The organism is Nocardioides sp. CCNWLW216, assembly GCF_037120545.1.
GTDB classification, from domain to species: domain Bacteria; phylum Actinomycetota; class Actinomycetes; order Propionibacteriales; family Nocardioidaceae; genus Nocardioides; species Nocardioides lianchengensis.
In genome coordinates this window covers 139,648-157,747 of the sequence record NZ_JBBBBJ010000012.1, presented here as the reverse complement: position 1 = coordinate 157,747, position 18,100 = coordinate 139,648, and the positions used below count along the sequence as shown (strand labels likewise).

General features: G+C 70.6%; 16 protein-coding genes. All 16 read right to left on the bottom strand.

Annotated features, from left to right (window positions below; translation table 11 throughout):
- Positions 1 to 2: 2 nt before the first annotated feature.
- The 16 genes from V7S47_RS22595 to V7S47_RS22520 all read right to left on the bottom strand — a co-directional run bounded on the left by V7S47_RS22595 (position 3) and on the right by V7S47_RS22520 (position 18,009).
- Entirely contained in the window at positions 3 to 1,010 is a 1,008-nt protein-coding gene (locus V7S47_RS22595; protein WP_336563676.1) for a polyprenyl synthetase family protein, read from the bottom strand.
- Entirely contained in the window at positions 1,007 to 2,608 is a 1,602-nt protein-coding gene (nuoN, locus tag V7S47_RS22590; RefSeq protein ID WP_336563675.1) for an NADH-quinone oxidoreductase subunit NuoN, read from the bottom strand. Before nuoN ends, V7S47_RS22595 begins: the two co-directional genes overlap by 4 nt.
- Complete coding sequence (locus V7S47_RS22585) at positions 2,608 to 4,152, bottom strand: NADH-quinone oxidoreductase subunit M (RefSeq protein ID WP_336563674.1); 1,545 nt, start codon at positions 4,150 to 4,152, stop codon at positions 2,608 to 2,610. The genes nuoN and V7S47_RS22585 overlap by 1 nt, the downstream gene beginning before the upstream one ends.
- Positions 4,149 to 6,080 (bottom strand): NADH-quinone oxidoreductase subunit L, encoded by a 1,932-nt coding sequence (nuoL, locus tag V7S47_RS22580; protein ID WP_336563673.1) that lies wholly within the window; start codon positions 6,078 to 6,080, stop codon positions 4,149 to 4,151. Before nuoL ends, V7S47_RS22585 begins: the two co-directional genes overlap by 4 nt.
- 9 nt (positions 6,081 to 6,089) lie before the next feature.
- On the bottom strand, positions 6,090 to 6,392 hold the full coding sequence (gene nuoK / locus V7S47_RS22575) for an NADH-quinone oxidoreductase subunit NuoK (protein ID WP_090856854.1): 303 nt from the start codon (positions 6,390 to 6,392) through the stop codon (positions 6,090 to 6,092).
- Positions 6,392 to 7,261, bottom strand: coding sequence for an NADH-quinone oxidoreductase subunit J (locus tag V7S47_RS22570; RefSeq protein WP_280139648.1), 870 nt, complete (start codon positions 7,259 to 7,261; stop codon positions 6,392 to 6,394). The genes nuoK and V7S47_RS22570 overlap by 1 nt, the downstream gene beginning before the upstream one ends.
- Complete coding sequence (gene nuoI / locus V7S47_RS22565) at positions 7,258 to 7,818, bottom strand: NADH-quinone oxidoreductase subunit NuoI (protein ID WP_090856852.1); 561 nt, start codon at positions 7,816 to 7,818, stop codon at positions 7,258 to 7,260. Before nuoI ends, V7S47_RS22570 begins: the two co-directional genes overlap by 4 nt.
- 1 nt (position 7,819) lies before the next feature.
- Positions 7,820 to 9,136, bottom strand: a complete 1,317-nt coding sequence (gene nuoH / locus V7S47_RS22560; protein ID WP_336563671.1) for an NADH-quinone oxidoreductase subunit NuoH — start codon at positions 9,134 to 9,136, stop codon at positions 7,820 to 7,822.
- A complete protein-coding gene (locus tag V7S47_RS22555) occupies positions 9,133 to 11,544 on the bottom strand; it encodes an NADH-quinone oxidoreductase subunit G (RefSeq protein ID WP_336563670.1) in 2,412 nt (803 codons plus the stop codon). The genes nuoH and V7S47_RS22555 overlap by 4 nt, the downstream gene beginning before the upstream one ends.
- Entirely contained in the window at positions 11,541 to 12,851 is a 1,311-nt protein-coding gene (gene nuoF, locus V7S47_RS22550) for an NADH-quinone oxidoreductase subunit NuoF (protein WP_336563669.1), read from the bottom strand. Before nuoF ends, V7S47_RS22555 begins: the two co-directional genes overlap by 4 nt.
- The gene (gene nuoE, locus V7S47_RS22545) at positions 12,848 to 13,645 is read right to left on the bottom strand and encodes an NADH-quinone oxidoreductase subunit NuoE (RefSeq protein ID WP_090856843.1); all 798 of its coding nucleotides are present in this window, start codon (positions 13,643 to 13,645) and stop codon (positions 12,848 to 12,850) included. The genes nuoF and nuoE overlap by 4 nt, the downstream gene beginning before the upstream one ends.
- A gap of 82 nt (positions 13,646 to 13,727) precedes the next feature.
- Positions 13,728 to 15,068 carry an NADH-quinone oxidoreductase subunit D gene (locus V7S47_RS22540; protein WP_336563668.1) on the bottom strand — a complete coding sequence of 447 codons (1,341 nt, stop codon included), beginning with the start codon at positions 15,066 to 15,068 and terminating at the stop codon, positions 13,728 to 13,730.
- A complete protein-coding gene (locus tag V7S47_RS22535; RefSeq protein WP_336563667.1) occupies positions 15,068 to 15,787 on the bottom strand; it encodes an NADH-quinone oxidoreductase subunit C in 720 nt (239 codons plus the stop codon). The genes V7S47_RS22540 and V7S47_RS22535 overlap by 1 nt, the downstream gene beginning before the upstream one ends.
- Positions 15,784 to 16,338 carry a NuoB/complex I 20 kDa subunit family protein gene (locus V7S47_RS22530; RefSeq protein ID WP_090856834.1) on the bottom strand — a complete coding sequence of 185 codons (555 nt, stop codon included), beginning with the start codon at positions 16,336 to 16,338 and terminating at the stop codon, positions 15,784 to 15,786. The genes V7S47_RS22535 and V7S47_RS22530 overlap by 4 nt, the downstream gene beginning before the upstream one ends.
- Before the next feature lie 126 nt (positions 16,339 to 16,464).
- Positions 16,465 to 16,824 carry an NADH-quinone oxidoreductase subunit A gene (locus tag V7S47_RS22525; RefSeq protein ID WP_090856831.1) on the bottom strand — a complete coding sequence of 120 codons (360 nt, stop codon included), beginning with the start codon at positions 16,822 to 16,824 and terminating at the stop codon, positions 16,465 to 16,467.
- 495 nt (positions 16,825 to 17,319) lie between these two features.
- Positions 17,320 to 18,009 (bottom strand): demethylmenaquinone methyltransferase, encoded by a 690-nt coding sequence (locus V7S47_RS22520; protein WP_336563666.1) that lies wholly within the window; start codon positions 18,007 to 18,009, stop codon positions 17,320 to 17,322.
- Positions 18,010 to 18,100: the final 91 nt, after the last annotated feature.

Below are 18,100 nucleotides of genomic sequence, written 5' to 3'. Positions count from 1 at the left end.
CGTCAGGCCGAGCGGACCGCGACGACGTCGGCGAACGACTCGAGCGCGGTTCGCACCGGCCCGTCCGGGAGTACGACGAGCAGCGCCTTCGCCTCCTCGGCGCGGGCGATGACGTAGGCCCGGGCCTCGTCCATCGCGGGGTGCTTGCGCAGCAGGTCGAGCGCCTCGGCGTGCCGGTCGTCGTCGGTGAGGTCGGCCGCCAGCAGCTCCAGCAGCCGGGCGTCCTCGGGGTCGGTCGAGGCCTGGGCCATCAGCACCGGCAGGGTCGGGACGCCCTCGCGGAGGTCGGTGCCGGGGGTCTTGCCGGACTCGGCGGACTCGGAGGCGATGTCCAGGATGTCGTCGGAGAGCTGGAAGGCCGAGCCGACGATCTCGCCGTACGCCGCCAGCGCCTCCTCGATCTCGGGCCCGGCACCGCCGAAGCGGGCGCCGTAGCGGGCCGAGGTGGCGATCAGCGAACCGGTCTTGCCGGCGACGACGTCGAGGTAGTGGGCCAGCGGGTCCGCACCGGGTCCGGGCTTGACCGTCTCCAGGATCTGGCCCTCGACGAGGCGGGTGAACGTCTCGGCCTGGATGCGCACGGCGTCCGCGCCGAGCGTCGCGGTCAGCTCGGACGAGCGGGCGAAGAGGAAGTCGCCGGTCAGGATCGCCACGTGGTTGTCCCAGCGCGCGTTCGCCGAGTCGGCGCCGCGGCGCAGGGCCGCCTCGTCCATCACGTCGTCGTGGTAGAGCGAGCCGACGTGGGTGATCTCCACGACGCACGCGGCGGTCAGGACCTCATCGGCGGTCGGGTGCTCCCCCGCTTCGGCGGCGAGCAGCACCAGCAGCGGGCGGAACCGCTTGCCGCCGGCGTCGAGCAGGTGGCTGGCCGCCTCGGTGACGTAGGGGAACCGGCTCTGGACGTGGCCGTACAGGGCCTTCTCGACCTCGATCAGCCGCTCGGACAGCCGCGCCTCGAGCGCGGGGTCGGTGACCGGGAGAGCGAGGTTGCTGCCGTGCTGTGGGCTCACCTGATGAATTGTCCCGCATGGGCCGCGAGATCGAGAACAGGGCCGGGCACGATGCCCAGGACCACGGTCCCCGCGAGGGCGATGACGATCGCGGCCGAGGTCAGGATCGACGGACTGGTCACGCTCGCCACCTCACCCTCCGCGCCCCCTTCCGGTTCGGTGAAGAACATCAGCCGGATGAAGCTCACGTAGAAGTAGACCGCGATGATGCTCGACGCGATCGCCGTCAGCACGACCGGCCAGGCCCCTGCCGACAGGGCGACGGTGAACACCGCCCACTTGCCGACGAAGCCCGCGGTCAGCGGGATGCCGGCCAGCGACAGCAGGAAGAACGCGAACACGCCGGCGACCAGCGGCGAGCGCCGGCCCAGGCCGGCCCACCGCTGGATCGAGGTCGCCTCGCCGCCGGAGTCACGGACCAGGGTCACGATCGCGAAGGCGCCGATCGTCGCGAAGCCGTACGTCGTCAGGTAGAACAGCACCGCCTGCAGCGAGGTGACCTCGCCGTCGGCCAGCTCGGTGGCGCTCTGCACGCCGAGCACCCCGGTCAGCAGGAAGCCGGTGTGAGCGATCGAGGAGTAGGCGAGCATCCGCTTGACGTCGGTCTGCACGATGGCCAGCGCGGCCCCGATCAGCATGGTGAGGATCGCGATGATCCACAGCATCGGCTGCCAGCCCCAGCGGTCCGCGCCGAAGCCGACGTAGAACAGCCGGAGCAGGGCGCCGAAGGCGGCGATCTTGGTGCCGGCCGCCATGAACGCGGTGACCGCGGTCGGGGCGCCCTGATAGACGTCGGGCGTCCAGGCCTGGAACGGGACGGCGCCGACCTTGAACAGCAGGCCGACGGCGAGCATGCCGATGCCGATGTAGAGCAGGGACTGGTTGCCGACGTCGGCGCGCACGGCGGCGTCGATCCGCTCCAGCTGCATCGAGCCCGCGAAGCCGTAGATCAGCGCGACGCCGTACAGGAAGAAGCCGGAGGAGAAGGCGCCGAGCAGGAAGTACTTCAGCGCGGCCTCCTGGCTGAGGAGCCGCCGGCGCCGGGCCAGGCCGGTGAGCAGGTAGAGGGGCAGCGAGAGCACCTCGAGCGCGACGAACATGGTCAGCAGGTCGCCGGCCGCCGGGAAGAGCAGCATGCCGCCGACGGCGAACATCAGCAGCGGGTAGACCTCGGTGTGGTCGAGCCCGCGGGTCGAGGCCTGGCGTTCGGCCTCGGTGCCGGGCAGCGCGGCGGCCTGGCCGGCGAAGACCGACACCCCGGCCTCGAGGCGGCGCTCGGCGAAGAGCAGCACCCCGCCCAGCGCGAAGACCAGGATCAGGCCCCAGAGGAAGACGCTCGGGCCGTCGACCACGACGGTGCCCTCGGCGGCCACCAGGCCACGGGCGGCGCCGTCGCCGACCTTGCCGAGGTCGACGCCGACCCAGACGGTCGCGACCAGCGCGGCCACCAGGCCGACGGAGGACAGCACGACCTGCGACAGGTAGCGGCGCTCGCGCGGCAGGAAGGCCTCGACCAGGACGCCGAGGATCGCGACGCCGAAGACGATCAGGAGCGGCGAGAGCTCGGCGTACTCGATGGTGGGCTTGGTGAAGTCCATCAGTGAGCCTCCCCTTCAGAGTAGGAGTGCGGCGGCACGTCCGCGGGGTCGACCGTGGGCCGGTCGTCGCTCACGCCGACGTGGGACAGCAGCGACTCGACCGCGGGGTTGGCGACGTCGAGGAGCGGCGCGGGGTAGAAGCCGAAGAGCACCAGGGCGACCATCAGCGGCGCCACGGCGGCGACCTCGCGGACGCTGGCGTCCCGGGTCCCCTCGACCTCGGGCGGCGTCGGGCCGGTCATCGTGCGCTGGTACATCCACAGCACGTAGATCGCGGCCAGCACGATGCCGGTGACGGCGACCGCGCCGACGTACCACCGGTAGTCGAAGGCGGCCAGGATGACCAGGAACTCGGAGACGAACGGGCTCAGGCCGGGCAGGCCCAGGGTCGCCAGGCCGGCGACCAGGAAGAGACCCGCGAGCACCGGGGTGGCCTTCTCGAGACCGCCCATCTGGCTGATCAGCGTGGTGCCGCGGCGGCGGATCAGGTAGCCCGCGACCAGGAACAGCGCGGCGGTGCCGAGGCCGTGGTTGACCATGTAGAGGATCGAGCCGGTGCCGCCCTGGGTGCTGAACACGAAGATGCCGAGGGTGATGAAGCCGAAGTGGCTCAGCGAGGTCAGACCGATCAGCCGCAGCACGTCGTCCTGGCCGATGGCCACGAACGCGCCGTACACGATCGAGATCAGGGCCAGCACGACCACGACCGGCGTCGCCCACTGCGAGGCCTCGGGGAACAGGCCCAGGCAGAAGCGCAGCATCCCGAAGGTGCCGATCTTGTCGAGCACGCAGACCAGCAGCACGCTGGTGCCGGGGGTGGCCTTCTCGGTCGTGTCGGCCAGCCAGGTGTGCACCGGGAACAGCGGCGCCTTGACCGCGAACGCGATGAAGAAGCCCGCGAACAGCCAGCGGCCGGCCTCGGTCGAGATGTCGAGCTGCGCCAGGTCGCCCAGGAGGTACGACGGGCTGCCCTGGTCGGCGGAGACGACGTAGAGGCCGATCACCGAGCCGAGCAGCACCAGGCCGCCGCCGAGCTGGAACATCAGGAACTTCAGCGCGGCCGCGCCGCGGCCCTCGCGGCCGAAGCCGCCGATCAGGAAGTACGCCGGGATCAGCGTCGCCTCGAAGACGACGTAGAAGAGGAAGACGTCGGTGGCGGCGAAGACCGCCAGCGACAGGCCCTCGAGGGCGAGGGTCCAGCCGACGAAGGCGGCCGGGTTCTCGTCGCCCTCGTGCCAGCTCGCGACCAGCACGATCGGCACCAGCAGGGCCGTGAGCAGGATCAGCAGCAGGCCCAGGCCGTCGACGCCGAGGGCGTAGTGGACGCCGAACGCCTCGATCCAGGTGTGCTGCTCCTGCATCTGCATGCCGGCGTCGACGTCGTACTGGACGGCGACGGCGACCCCCACCGCGAGGGTGAGCAGGGCGACCGCGACGCCGAACTGCTTGGCGAGGACCGGGTTGGCCTTCGGCAGGAACGGCGCCACGACGGCGCCCACGAGGGGCACCGCGATCAGCACGGTGAGCCAGGGGAACTCGTTCACGTGAGGTTCACCGCCAGGAGGGCCAGGACGACGAGCAGGACGCCGCCGAGCAGGGACAGGGCGTAGGTGCGGACGAAGCCGTTCTGCGCGCGGCGCAGGAACCCGGCGATGCCGGCGACCTGGGCGGGTCCGCCCGCCATCACCCCGTCGACGCCGCTGCTGTCGAGCCGGACCAGCGCGCGGGTCAGCGCGCCCCCGGGACGCACGACCAGGGTGTCGTTGATGTCGTCGCCGTAGAGGTCGCGGCGGGCCGCGCGAGTGACGAACGAGACGTCCTCGGGCGGGGTCAGCGCGACCTCGCGCTTGCCGACCAGGAACCAGGCGATCGCCACGCCGACGGCGACGACCAGGACCGCGAGGCCGGTCACCGCGAGGGCCGGGATCGGCGGCTCGTGGTGCTCGGCGTGACCGACGACCGGGCTCAGCCAGTCGACGATCCAGTCCCCGAGCAGCAGCACGCCGCTCAGCACCGACAGGGCCGCGAGCACGATCAGCGGGAAGGTCATCACGCCCGGTGACTCGTGCGGGTGGACGTCGTCCTTCCAGCGCTTCTCGGTGAAGAAGGTCAGCAGCATCAGTCGGGTCATGTAGAAGCCGGTGACGCCCGCGCCCAGCAGGGCGAGCACGCCGACCAGCCAGTTCTCGGCCAGCGCGGTCTCGATGATCTTGTCCTTCGACCAGAAGCCGGAGAAGCCGGGGAACCCGATGATCGCCAGGTAGCCCATCGCGAAGGTCAGGAAGGTGACCGGCATCGCGTGGCGCACCGCGCCGTACCGACGCATGTCGACGTCGTCGTTCATGCCGTGCATGACCGAGCCGGCCCCGAGGAACATGTTGGCCTTGAAGAAGCCGTGGGTCAGCAGGTGGAAGATCGCGAACGCGTAGCCGGCGGTGCCGAGGCCCGCGCCGAGCATCATGTAGCCGATCTGGCTCATCGTGGAGCCGGCCAGCACCTTCTTGATGTCGTCCTTCGCGCAGCCGAGGACCGCACCCCACAGCAGCGTGACCGTGGCGACGATGACCACCACCGTCTGCGCGTGCGGGGCGAGCTCGAAGATGAAGTTGGAGCGGACGACGAGGTAGACGCCGGCGGTGACCATGGTCGCCGCGTGGATGAGCGCGGAGACCGGGGTCGGGCCCTCCATGGCGTCGAGCAGCCAGGCCTGCAGCGGGACCTGGGCGGACTTGCCGCAGGCGCCGAGGAGCAGCAGCAGGCCGATCGCGGTGAGGGTGTTCTCGGACGCGCCGCCGGCCAGCGCGCTCACCCCGGAGAAGCTGGTGGTGCCGAAGGTGACGAACATCAGCGCGATGGCCAGCGCCAGGCCGATGTCGCCGACCCGGTTCATCACGAAGGCCTTCTTGGCCGCCGCGGCCGCCGACGGCTTGTGCTGCCAGAAGCCGATCAGCAGGTACGACGCCAGGCCGACGCCCTCCCAGCCGAGGAACAGGCCGAGGTAGTTCTCCGCGAGGATCAGCATCAGCATCGCGGCGACGAACAGGTTGAGGTAGCCGAAGAACCGGCGCCGGCGCGGGTCGTGCGCCATGTAGCCGATCGAGTAGACGTGGATCAGCGATCCGACGCCGGTGATCAGCAGCAGGAACAGCGCGGACAGCGGGTCGTAGAGCAGGTCCATGCCGATGTGCAGGCTGCCGACGTCGATCCAGTCGTAGAGGTGCTGTCCGACCTGGCGGTCCGCCTCGTCGCGGCCGAGCAGGTCGACGAACATCAGCAGGCTGATCACGAAGGAGCCGATCGGCATCGCCGTACCGAGGAGGTGGCCCCAGCGGTCGGTGAACCGGCCACCGAGCAGCAGCACCGCGGCACCGAGCAGCGGCAGCGCGACGACCAGCCACATCAGCGAGTAGATGCCGTCCGCACCGGTCGGCGCGACCACGGGGACGTGGCCCGCGTCGGACAAGAGGTACATCGAGGACTCCTAGTACTTCAGCAGGCTCGCGTCGTCGACCGAGGCCGAGCGACGGGTGCGGAAGATGGTCATGATGATCGCGAGCCCGACGACGACCTCGGCCGCGGCCACCACCATCACGAAGAAGGCGGCGACCTGACCGTCGAGGTTGCCGTGCTGCTTGGCGAAGGCGACCAGCGCGAGGTTGCACGCGTTGAGCATCAGCTCGACGCACATGAACACCACGATGGCGTTGCGGCGGGTCAGCACGCCCACGCAGCCGATGGTGAACAGGATCGACGAGAGGATGATGTACGGCGTCACGTCGTCCATCAGCGGTCCCCTTCCTCGGACGGGTCATCGACCTGGGACGGCGGTACGCCGGTCCCCCGCTCGGTGTTGTGGCCCGACCCGGCGGAGGTGTCCGCGGCCGAGCCGGCACCGCCGGGCACGCCGCCCAGCGAGCGCTGGACCTCCTCGATGTCGTCGGCCAGCGCCGGCGCGGAGCGGACCGTGCCGCGGGCGGCCAGCACCCGCGAGACCGACAGCGCCGAGGCCGTGCCGTCGGGCAGCAGGGCCGGGGTGTCGACCGCGTTGTGGCGGGCGAAGACACCGGGGGCCGGGAGCGGGCCGAGGTGCTCGCCCTTCTCGGCGTAGTCGCGGACCCGCTGGGCGGCCAGGCTGGCCTGGGTCGCCTTGGGCGTGAGCCGCTCGCGGTGGGCGAGCACCATCGCGCCCATCGCCGCGGTGATGAGCAGCGCGCTGGTGACCTCGAAGGCGAAGACGTAGCGGGAGAAGAGGATGTTGGCGAGCCCCTGGATGTTGCCGCCGCTGTTGGCCTCCTCGAGGCCGACCACGGTCCCGAGCGCGATCTGGGAGAGACCGAGCAGGAGCAGCACGCCGAGCACCAGGCCGGCGATTACCGCGAGCACCCGCTGGCCGCGGATCGTCTCGACCGTGGAGTCGGAGGCGTCGACGCCGACCAGCATCAGCACGAACAGGAACAGCATCAGGATCGCGCCGGTGTAGACGATGATCTGCACCGCGAAGAGGAACGGCGCCTCCAGCACGGCGTACAGGATGGCGAGGCTGATCATCACGACCGCGAGCAGCAGGGCCGCGTGCACGGCCTTGCGCACGAAGAGGATGCCGAGCGCCGCGATGACCATGATCGGCGCCAGGACGTAGAACGCGGGGCTCACTCCGGGGCCCCCTCGGTCCCGCTCGCGGGCGCCCGGGTCGCGCCGCGGTAGTAGTCGCCCTCGTCGTCGCCGAGCCGCATCGGGTGCGGCGGCTGCTCCATGCCCGGCAGCAGCGGGGCGAGGAGGTCGGACTTCTCGTAGATCAGGTCGGCGCGGTTGTCGTCGGCCAGCTCGTACTCGTTGGTCATCGTGAGCGCCCGGGTCGGGCAGGCCTCGATGCACAGTCCGCAGAGGATGCAGCGCAGGTAGTTGATCTGGTAGACGCGGCCGTACCGCTCCCCCGGGCTGAACCGGCCGGAGCCGTCGTCGGTGTCGACGTTCTGGGCGCCCTCGACGTAGATCGCGTCGGCCGGGCAGGCCCAGGCGCACAGCTCGCAGCCGATGCACTTCTCCAGCCCGTCGGGCCAGCGGTTCAGCTGGTGGCGACCGTGGAAGCGGGGCGCCGTCGGCAGCTTCTCGAAGGGGTACTGCTCGGTGACGACCTTCTTGAACATCGTCCGGAAGGTCACCCCGAACCCGGCGACCGGGTCCCAGAACTGCTCCTTCAACGTGGGCATGTCAGTGCTCCTCCCCGGCCGGGACCGTGGAACTGGATCTGAAGGTCAGCGGCTCGGCCGCACCGCGGACGGCGCCACCGGCGGGCATGGGCGGGACCGGGAACGAGCCGGACGCCGGCGCGGCCGGAGCCGCCGCGGGCTCCTCGTCGCCGTCGGCGTCCTCGTCGGTGAAGAAGAAGAGGGCCAGGAACAGCACCACCAGCACCCCGATCCCGATCAGGAGGTACTGACGGTCGATGCCGCCCTCAAGGGAGATCGCGCGGATGGTGGCCACCGCGATGATCCACAGCAGCGCGGCCGGGATCAGCCGCTTCCACCCGAAGGCCATGAACTGGTCGTAGCGCAGCCGCGGCAGCGAGCCGCGCAGCCAGATGAAGACGAAGATGAAGGCCAGGACCTTGCCGAAGAACCACAGCACCGGCCAGTAGCCCTCGTTGAACCCGGCGTACAGCTCGTCGATCCAGAACGGCGCGTGCCAGCCGCCGAGGAACAGGGTCGTCGCGAGCGCCGACACCGTGGCCATGTTGATGTACTCGGCCAGGAAGAACAGGGCGAACTTCAGCGAGGAGTACTCGGTGTGGAAGCCGCCGACCAGCTCGCCCTCGGCCTCGGGGAGGTCGAACGGCGCGCGGTTGGTCTCGCCCACCATGGCGATCGTGTAGATGACGAACGACGGCGCGAGGATCAAGCCGAACCACAGATTGTCCTGGGCCTCGACGATCTCGGAGGTCGACATCGAGCCGGCGTACAGGAAGACCGCGACCAGGGCGAGGCCCATCGCGACCTCGTAGGAGATCATCTGGGCGCTGGAGCGCAGCCCACCCAGCAGGGAGTACGTCGAGCCGCTGGACCAGCCGCCGAGCACGATGCCGTAGATGCCGATCGAGGCGACGGCCATCACGAACAGCACGGCGACCGGCATGTCGGTCAGCTGCAGCGGCGTGCGCTCGCCGAACAGGGTCACCTCGGGTCCGAAGGGGATCACCGAGAACGTCACGAACGCGGGGACCACGGCCAGCACCGGGGCGATCAGGAAGACCGCCTTGTCGGCCGCCTTCGGGATGATGTCCTCCTTCAGCGCCAGCTTCACGCCGTCGGCCAGCGACTGCAGCAGGCCGAAGGGTCCGTTGACGTTGGGCCCGATGCGGTGCTGCATCCGGGCGACGACGCGGCGCTCCCACCAGATGTTGAACAGGGTGAGCAGCACCAGGATCAGGAAGATCAGGAAGGTCTTGATCAGGATGATCCACCAGGGGTCCTGGCCGAAGTCGGCCAGGCTGGTGTCGTCCGCCGCCAGCGGCAGGGTCGAGAGGATCACGCGCCCGCTCCCTTCACGGTGACCGTCGAGCCGGGCGAGGCGAGGTCGGCGAGCACGCCGCGGCCGACCGAGTTCGCCGGCACCCAGACCACGTCGTCGGGCAGCTCCTTGTTGATGACCGCGGGCAGCGTCACCGAGCCGCGGTCACCGGTGAGGGTGACCAGCTGGCCGTGCTGCTCGAAGATCGCCGCCGGCACCCGGACCACGGGCATCCGGGCGGTGGCACGCAGGTGCTCGTCGCCGTCCTGCATCGTGCCGAGGTCGACCATCTGCTTCCAGCTCGCGAGCCGCACGCCGCCCATCGCACCGGCGGCTCCGCCGCCCGAGGAGTACGACGGGGTCGCGGGCCGCTGGCCGTCCCAGGGACCCATCTCGGCCATCCGGGCGCGGACGTCGGCGACGGTGCGGAACCCGAGCGGGTGACCCAGCTCCTCGGCGATGCCGGCCAGGATCCGCAGGTCGGGCAGCGAGGCCGGGTTGCTGAAGACCGCCTCGAAGGGCCGCGGGCGACCCTCCCAGGTGATGAACGTGCCGGCCTTGTCGCTGACCGGCGCGACCGGGAACACCACGTCGGCGGCCCGGGTCACGTCGGTCTCGCGCAGCTCGAGGGCGACGACGAACGACGCCGCCTCGACCGCCGCGCGCGTGGCGGCGGGGTTGCTGGTGTCGTCGGGGTCGACGCCGCCGATCACCAGGCCGCCGAGCTGGCCGTCGACCAGCGCGGCCACGATCGCGTCGGCGTCGCGGCCGGGGGCCTCGGGCAGGGTGTCGACGCCCCAGCTGGCCGCGGCGTCGACGCGGGCGGCCGGGTCGGAGACGGGGCGACCACCGGGCAGCAGGGTGGGCAGGCAGCCGGCCTCGACCGCGCCGCGGTCACCGGCCCGGCGCGGCACCCAGGCCAGCTTGGCCCCGGTCTTGCGGGCCAGCGCCGCGGCGGCGGAGAGGGCACCCGGCGAGGTGGCCAGCCGCTCGCCGACCAGGATCACCGCGGTGCTGTCGACGCCATACTCGGCCTGCTCGAGGAGGGACTCGATGACCGCCGCCTCCGCGCCGGGGGCGGCGATGATCGCCTGACCGCCCATCTTGCGCAGCCCGCGCGAGCGGTACGGCGCGACCGCGAGGACGCGGGTGCCGTGCTGCTGGTGGGCCTTGCGCAGCCGCAGGAAGATCGCGCCCGCCTCGTCCTCGGGCTCGAGGCCGAGCAGGACCACGGTCGCGGCGGACTCCAGGTCGGCGTACGTCGGGGAGCCGGTGTCGGGGTGGGTCAGCGCGACCTCGGCGGCCAGGAACTCGGCCTCCTCCGACGACAGCGGGCGGGCCCGGAAGTCAACGTCGTTGGTGCCGAGGGCGACCCGGGCGAAGGTGCTGTAGGCGAAGGCGTCCTCGGCCGTCACCCGGCCGCCCGTGAGCACGCCGGTCGCGCCCGCGGCCTGCAGGCCGCGGGCCGCGACGGCGAACGCCTCGGGCCAGGACGCGGGGCGGAGCTCGCCGTCCTCCCCGCGCACCTGCGGGAAGGTCAGCCGGTCGGGCTGCTGCGCGTAGGTGAACGCGAAGCGGTCCTTGTCGGTGATCCACTCCTCGTTGACCTCGGGGTCGTTGCCGGCCAGCCGGCGCATCACCTTGCCGCGCCGGTGGTCGACGCGGATGGCGGAGCCGCAGGCGTCGTGCTCGGCGACGGACGGGGTCGAGACCAGGTCGAAAGGCCGCGAGCGGAAGCGGTACTCGGCGGAGGTCAGCGCGCCGACCGGGCAGATCTGGATCGTGTTGCCCGAGAAGTAGCTCTGCAGCGGCTCCTTCTCGTAGATCCCGACCTGCTGGAGCGCACCGCGCTCGACCAGCGCGATGAACGGGTCGCCCGCGATCTGCTCGGAGAAGCGGGTGCACCGCGCGCAGAGCACGCAGCGCTCGCGGTCGAGCAGCACCTGGGCCGAGATGTTGATCGGCTTCGGGTAGGTGCGCTTGACGCCCTCGAACCGGGACTCGCCGCGCCCGTTCGACATGGCCTGGTTCTGCAGCGGGCACTCGCCGCCCTTGTCGCAGACCGGGCAGTCGAGCGGGTGATTGACCAGCAGGAACTCCATGATTCCCTGCTGCGCCTTGTCGGCCGCGGGGCTGGTGGCCTGGGTGTTCACGACCATGCCCTCGGCGACCGGCAGCGTGCAGGAGGCCTGCGGCTTCGGGAACCCGCGGCCGTTGCCGGCGTCGGGGATGTCGACCAGGCACTGGCGGCAGGCGCCGACCGGTGCGAGCAGCGGGTGGTCGCAGAACCGCGGGATCTGGACGCCGGCCTGCTCGGCCGCCCGGATCACCAGGGTGTCCTTCGGGACGCTGACCTGGACGCCGTCGATCGTGACGGACACCAGGTCGGTGCGCTCCACCCCGTTGGTCGAGCCTGTCGAGACCGTCATGCCATCGCCTCCTGTCCGGCCCAGGCCGTGGACCGGCTCGCGTCGAAGGGGCACCCGCCGTGCGTGAGGTGGGCGAGGTACTCGTCGCGGAAGTGCTTGATCGAGCTGGTGATCGGGCTGGTCGCGCCGTCGCCGAGGGCGCAGAACGAGCGGCCCAGGATGTTGTCGCACTGGTCGAGCAGCAGGTCGAGGTCGGACTCGGAGCCCTGCCCCTTCTCCAGCGCGGCCAGCGTCTGGACCAGCCACCAGGTGCCCTCGCGGCAGGGCGTGCACTTGCCGCAGGACTCGTGCTTGTAGAACTCGGTCCACCGCAGCACCGCGCGGACGACGCACACCGTCTCGTCGAAGAGCTGGAGGGCGCGGGTGCCGAGCATGGTGCCGGCGCCGGCCATCCCCTCGAAGTCGAGCGGCAGGTCGAGGTGCTCGGCGGTCAGCAGCGGGGTGCTGGAGCCGCCGGGCGTCCAGAACTTCAGCTGGTGGCCGGCGCGGATGCCGCCGGCCAGGTCGACCAGCTCGCGCAGGGTGATGCCGAGCGGAGCTTCGTACTGCCCCGGGCGGTTGACGTGGCCGGAGAGCGAGAAGATGCCGAAGCCCTTGGACTTCTCGGTGCCCATGCTGGCGAACCACTCCGCGCCGTTGCCGACGATGCTCGGCACCGATGCGATCGACTCGACGTTGTTGATGACCGTCGGGCTGGCGTAGAGACCGGCGACGGCCGGGAACGGCGGGCGCAGGCGGGGCTGACCGCGACGGCCCTCGAGGCCCTCGAGCAGCGCCGTCTCCTCGCCGCAGATGTAGGCGCCGGCTCCGGCGTGCACCACGATGTCGAGGTCGTAGCCGGAACCGTGGATGTTGGTGCCGAGGTGGCCGGCGGCGTACGCCTCGGCGACCGCGGCCTGCACCCGGCGGATCACGTGCAGCACCTCGCCGCGGATGTAGATGAAGGCCTTGTTGCCGCGGATGGCGAAGGAGCTGATGATCACGCCCTCGACCAGGGTGTGCGGCGAGGCCATCATCAGCGGGATGTCCTTGCAGGTGCCCGGCTCGGACTCGTCGGCGTTGACGACGAGGTACTTGGGCTTGGGGTTGTCCTGCGGGATGAACGACCACTTCATGCCGGTCGGGAAGCCCGCGCCGCCGCGGCCGCGCAGGCCGGAGTCCTTGACCGCGGAGATGATTTCGTCGGGCGCCATGGTCAGCGCCTTCTTGAGGGCGTCGTAGCCGCCGCGCGCCTCGTACGACGCAAGCGTCCAGGCGCGCTCGTCCCCCCAGTTGTCGGTGAGCACCGGGGTCAGGATGCTGGTCACTCCGCGTCCTCCTTCTCAGCCGCCGTGGTGGTGGTCGGCGCCTTCTCCTCGACCGCGGCCTGCTCGGCCTGCTTGTCGTCGGACACGCGAGCGCCCTCGACCGCCTGGGCGGGCTGCTCGGGCACGCCGTGCCCGCCGTCGCCCTGATCCCTGTCGGGAGCGGTCCAGCCGCGCTCGCGGGCGATGCCGAGGCCGACCAGCGAGGCCGGGCCGGCGGCCGGGCCCTCGTCGACACGGCCGTCGGGGAAGCCGGCCAGGACCCGCTCCGCCTCGCGCCAGGTGCAGATGCGCGGGCCGCGGGTGGAGGTGACCTCCTTGCCGGAGCGGAGGTCGTCGACCAGGGCCACCGCGGACTGCGGCGTCTGGTTGTCCATGAACTCCCAGTTCACCATCATCACCGGGGCGTAGTCGCAGGCCGCGTTGCACTCGAGGTGCTCCAGGGTGACCTTGCCGTCGGTGGTGGTCTCGTCGTTGCCGACGTCGAGGTGGTCCTTCAGGCGGGCGAAGATCTCGTCGCCGCCCATCACCGCGCAGAGCGTGTTGGTGCAGACGCCGACGTGGTAGTCGCCGACCGGCTTGCGCTTGTACATCGTGTAGAAGGTCGCGACGCCGCTGACCTCGGCCGCGGAGATGCCGAGGATGTCGGCGCAGGCCTCGATCCCCTCCGGGGTGATCCGGCCCTGGGCCGACTGCACGAGGTGCAGCATCGGCAGCAGGCCGGAGCGCGGCTGCGGGTAGCGGGCCGCGATGGACTCGAGCTCGGCGTACGTCTCGTCGGTGATTGCGCTGGTCACTGGCCACCAACCTTTCGGGGTCCCCGCGGAGTTGTTCGCGGAGGAGCGAAGCGGGGGAGCGAAGAACTCCGTGGGGTGCAGCTCATCGGTCGACGCCTCCCATCACGGGGTCGATGGACGCGATCGCGACGATGACGTCGGCGACCATGCCGCCCTCGCTCATCACGCTCGTGGCCTGCAGGTTGGTGAACGACGGGTCGCGGAAGTGCGCCCGGAACGGGCGGGTGCCGCCGTCGGAGACGACGTGGGCACCGAGCTCGCCGCGGGGCGACTCGACGGGCACGTAGGCCTGGCCGGCCGGGACCCGGAAGCCCTCGGTCACCAGCTTGAAGTGGTGGATCAGCGCCTCCATCGACTCGCCCATGATGTGGCGGATGTGGTCGAGCGAGTTGCCCATGCCGTCGGAGCCGATGGCCAGCTGGCTGGGCCAGGCGATCTTCTTGTCGCCGACCATGACCGGGGCACCCTCGAGGCCGGCCAGCCGGTCGGCGGCCTGCTCGATGATCTTCAGCGACTCCCACATCTCGTTGAGGCGGATCCGGAACCGGCCGTACGCGTCGGCGGTGTCCCAGGTCTGGACCTCGAAGTCGTAGTCCTCGTAGCCGGAGTACGGCTCGGTCTTGCGCAGGTCCCACGGGTAGCCGGTGCTGCGGAGCACCGGGCCGGTGAGACCCAGCGCCAGGCAGCCCTCGAGGTCGAGGTGGCCGACGTCGACCAGCCGGGCCTTGAAGATCGGGTTGGCGTTGCAGAGGGCGGCGTACTCGGGGAGGCGCTTCTTCATCAGGGCCACGAAGCCGCGGATCTCGTCGAGCGCGCCCGGCGGGAGGTCCTGGGCGACGCCGCCGGGACGGATGAACGCGTGGTTCATGCGCAGACCGGTGATCAGCTCGAACAGGTCGAGCACCAGCTCCCGCTCGCGGAAGCCGATGGTCATCACGGTCAGCGCGCCGATCTCCATGCCGCCGGTGGCGATGCAGACCAGGTGGGAGGAGATCCGGTTGAGCTCCATGAGGAGCACCCGCATGACCTCGGCCTTCTCCGGGATCTGGTCCTCGATGTCGAGGAGCCGCTCGACGCCGAGGACGTAGGTCATCTCGTTGTAGAACGGCGAGAGGTAGTCCATCCGGGTGCAGAACGTGACGCCCTGGACCCAGGAGCGGAACTCCATGTTCTTCTCGATGCCGGTGTGCAGGTAGCCGATGCCGCACCGGGCCTCGGTCACCGTCTCGCCCTCGAGCTCGAGGATGAGTCGGAGCACGCCGTGGGTCGACGGGTGCTGCGGACCCATGTTGACGACGATCCGCTCCTCGACCTCCTCGGCGAGGCCGTCGGCGATCTGGTCCCAGTCCTGACCGGTGACCGTGAAGACGCGGCCCTCGGTGGTCTCGCTGGTGCCTGCGTACAGGTCTTCGGTGGTGCTCACTAGTTGTAGCTCCTCCGCTGGTCCGGCGGCGGAACCGTGCCGCCCTTGTACTCCACGGGAATGCCCCCGAGGGGGTAGTCCTTGCGCTGCGGGTGGCCCGGCCAGTCGTCGGGCATGAGGATCCGGGTGAGCGCCGGGTGACCGTCGAAGATCAGCCCGAACATGTCGTAGGTCTCGCGCTCGTGCCAGTCGGCCGTCGGGTAGGTCGCGACGATCGAGGGGACGTGCGGGTCGGCGTCGGGCGCCGACACCTCGACCCGGATCCGGCGGTTGTGGGTCATCGAGAGCAGGTGGTAGACCGCGTGCAGCTCGCGCCCCTCGTCGGCCGGGTAGTGCACGCCACTCACGCCGGAGAGCAGCTCGAAGCGCAGCGCCGGGTCGTCGCGCAGCGTCCTCGCCACGGTCGGGAGGTCCTCGCGCCGGACGTGGAAGGTGATCTCGCGACGGTGGATGACCACGCTCTCGATCGCGTGCTCGAGGCCCGCGGTGCCGAGGGCCGTCTCGAGCGCGCTCGCGACCTCCTCGTGCCAGCCGTCGAACGGCCGCTGGGCCGCTCCCGGCAGGACGACCGGCTGCACGAGCCCGCCGTACCCGCTGGTGTCACCGGACCCCTTGGCCCCGAACATCCCGGTGCGGACACCGACGGTGCGGACCTCGGGCTCGGTGGTGGCCGGTACGGCGTTCTCAGGCGTCTCGTCGGTGTGATCGTTCTCAGTCAACGGAGAAGGCCCTTCATGTCCGAGGTCGGCAGCGCCCGGAGCGCGGCGTTCTCGCGCTCCTCGATCTCGACGAGGCGGTTGACGCCGAGCTTCTTGGCCTGGACCTGGTCGTGCAGCTTGAGGATCGCGTCGATGAGCATCTCGGGCCGCGGCGGGCAGCCGGGGAGGTACATGTCGACGGGGACGACGTGGTCGACACCCTGGACGATCGCGTAGTTGTTGAACATGCCGCCGCTGCTGGCGCAGACGCCCATCGCGAGCACCCACTTCGGGTCGGGCATCTGGTCGTAGATCTGGCGCAGGACGGGCGCCATCTTCTGGCTGACCCGGCCGGCGACGATCATCAGGTCGGCCTGGCGCGGGCTGGCCCGGAAGACCTCCATGCCGAAGCGCGCAAGGTCGTACTTGGGGCCGCCGCTGGTCATCATCTCGATGGCGCAGCAGGCCAGGCCGAAGGTGGCCGGCCAGAACGACGCCTTGCGCATATAGCCGGCGACGCCCTCGACGGTCGTCAGCAGCACGCCGCTGGGGAGCTTCTCCTCGATACCCATCTCAATGTGCCCTTTCAGTCTGCTGAGCGTCGTCCGGCGCGTGCGCTGCCAAGGCCGACGGAGGAGGCGGCCCGGGGTTGGCCGTCGACCGAGGAGAACGCGGGCAGGGTGCGTGCATGGCGGCGCTCAGTCCCACTCGAGGCCGCCGCGGCGCCACACGTAGGCGTAGGCGACGAAGACGGTGGCGATGAAGACGACCATCTCGACCAGGCCGAAGAACTTCATCGCGTCGAAGTGCACGGCCCACGGGTAGAGGAAGATGATCTCGATGTCGAAGACGATGAAGAGCATCGCGGTGATGTAGTACTTCACCGGGAACCGGCCGCCGCCCACGGGCTGCGGGGTCGGCTCGATTCCACACTCGTAGGAGTCGAGCTTGGCGCGGTTGTAGCGCTTGGGACCGACGAAGGCCGACATGGCCACGGATCCCACCGCGAACAGGGCCGCGAGCGCGGCCAGGAACAGCACCGGGGTGTAGAGCTCCATGCCGTCGGTCCTCCCCTAGCAGGTCGCCGCGATCGGTCCAGTTTTGTGCCTTTGTGAACCGAATCACGAAGTGGCGTCGCGCACATACTGCCACTCACCCACCCCGCCCGCACGCCGGGGGGACAGAACCAGGAAATAGGTCCTGACCTGGGCATTTAGTCAACGCGAACGTGCCTTAATTCGCACTGGACCTGACCTGCGAGAACGCGTTCCATGACCCAGATCACCCACTCGGAGGAGGACGCCGCGTTCGCGTGGTCGAGAGGCCCCCGCGAGTGTGGTAAGGCGTCGAACCGGACCGGGACGAAGGTCCTGGGACCGCGACTGCGGAGCACGTCTCCCCCACCGGAGAACGGCACCGTGACCTGTCCCACGTCGAGGGGCGACGTCAGGCGTCTTGCGGGCTGCGGGGGTTTCGACACGGTCGCTGCGCGACCTGCTCAACCACCGGTGGAGGCCGGGCGACCGGCGCGACCACCGGTCGCGGCGGCGGTGCTAGTTGGTCGCGCGGTGCAGGGCGACGATGCCGCCGGAGAGGTTCTGCCACTCGGGACGACGCCAGCCGGCCTCGGCGACCAGGACGGCGAGGCCCTCCTGGTCCGGCCAGGCCCGGATCGACTCGGCGAGGTAGATGTAGGCGTCCGGGGAGGAGGAGACGGCGCGCGAGATCGCGGGCAGGGCCTTCATGAGGTACTCGAGGTAGACGGTGCGGAACGGGGTCCAGGTGGGGTGGCTGAACTCGCAGACGACGAGGCGGCCGCCGGGGCGGGTGACCCGCTGGAGCTCGGCCAGGCCCGCGACCGGGTCGACGATGTTGCGCAGCCCGAAGGAGATCGTGACCGCGTCGAAGGTGTCGTCGGCGAAGGGCAGGCGGGTGCCGTCGCCTGCGGTGAAGGGCAGGTGCGGGCGGGCCGCCTTGCCGACCTGCAGCATCCCCAGCGAGAAGTCGCAGGGGACGACCGTGGCGCCGCGGTCGGCGAAGGGCTGGCTCGACGTACCGGTGCCGGCGGCGAGGTCGAGGACCCGCTCCCCCGGCTGCGGGTCGACGGCGGCGATGACGGCCTTGCGCCAGCGCCGGTCCTGCCCCAGCGAGAGGACGTCGTTCGTCACGTCGTAGCGACGGGCGACCGCGTCGAACATGCGTCGGACGTCGGTCGGCTGCTTGTCGAGCTCTGCACGGGCCACGCGCACAGGCTAGAGCGGAGCCGCGAGAACTTCGGAGCCGGATGCAACCAAGTGCTTCGGCCGGGCGTCTTCCCCGTGTCCCGACAGCACG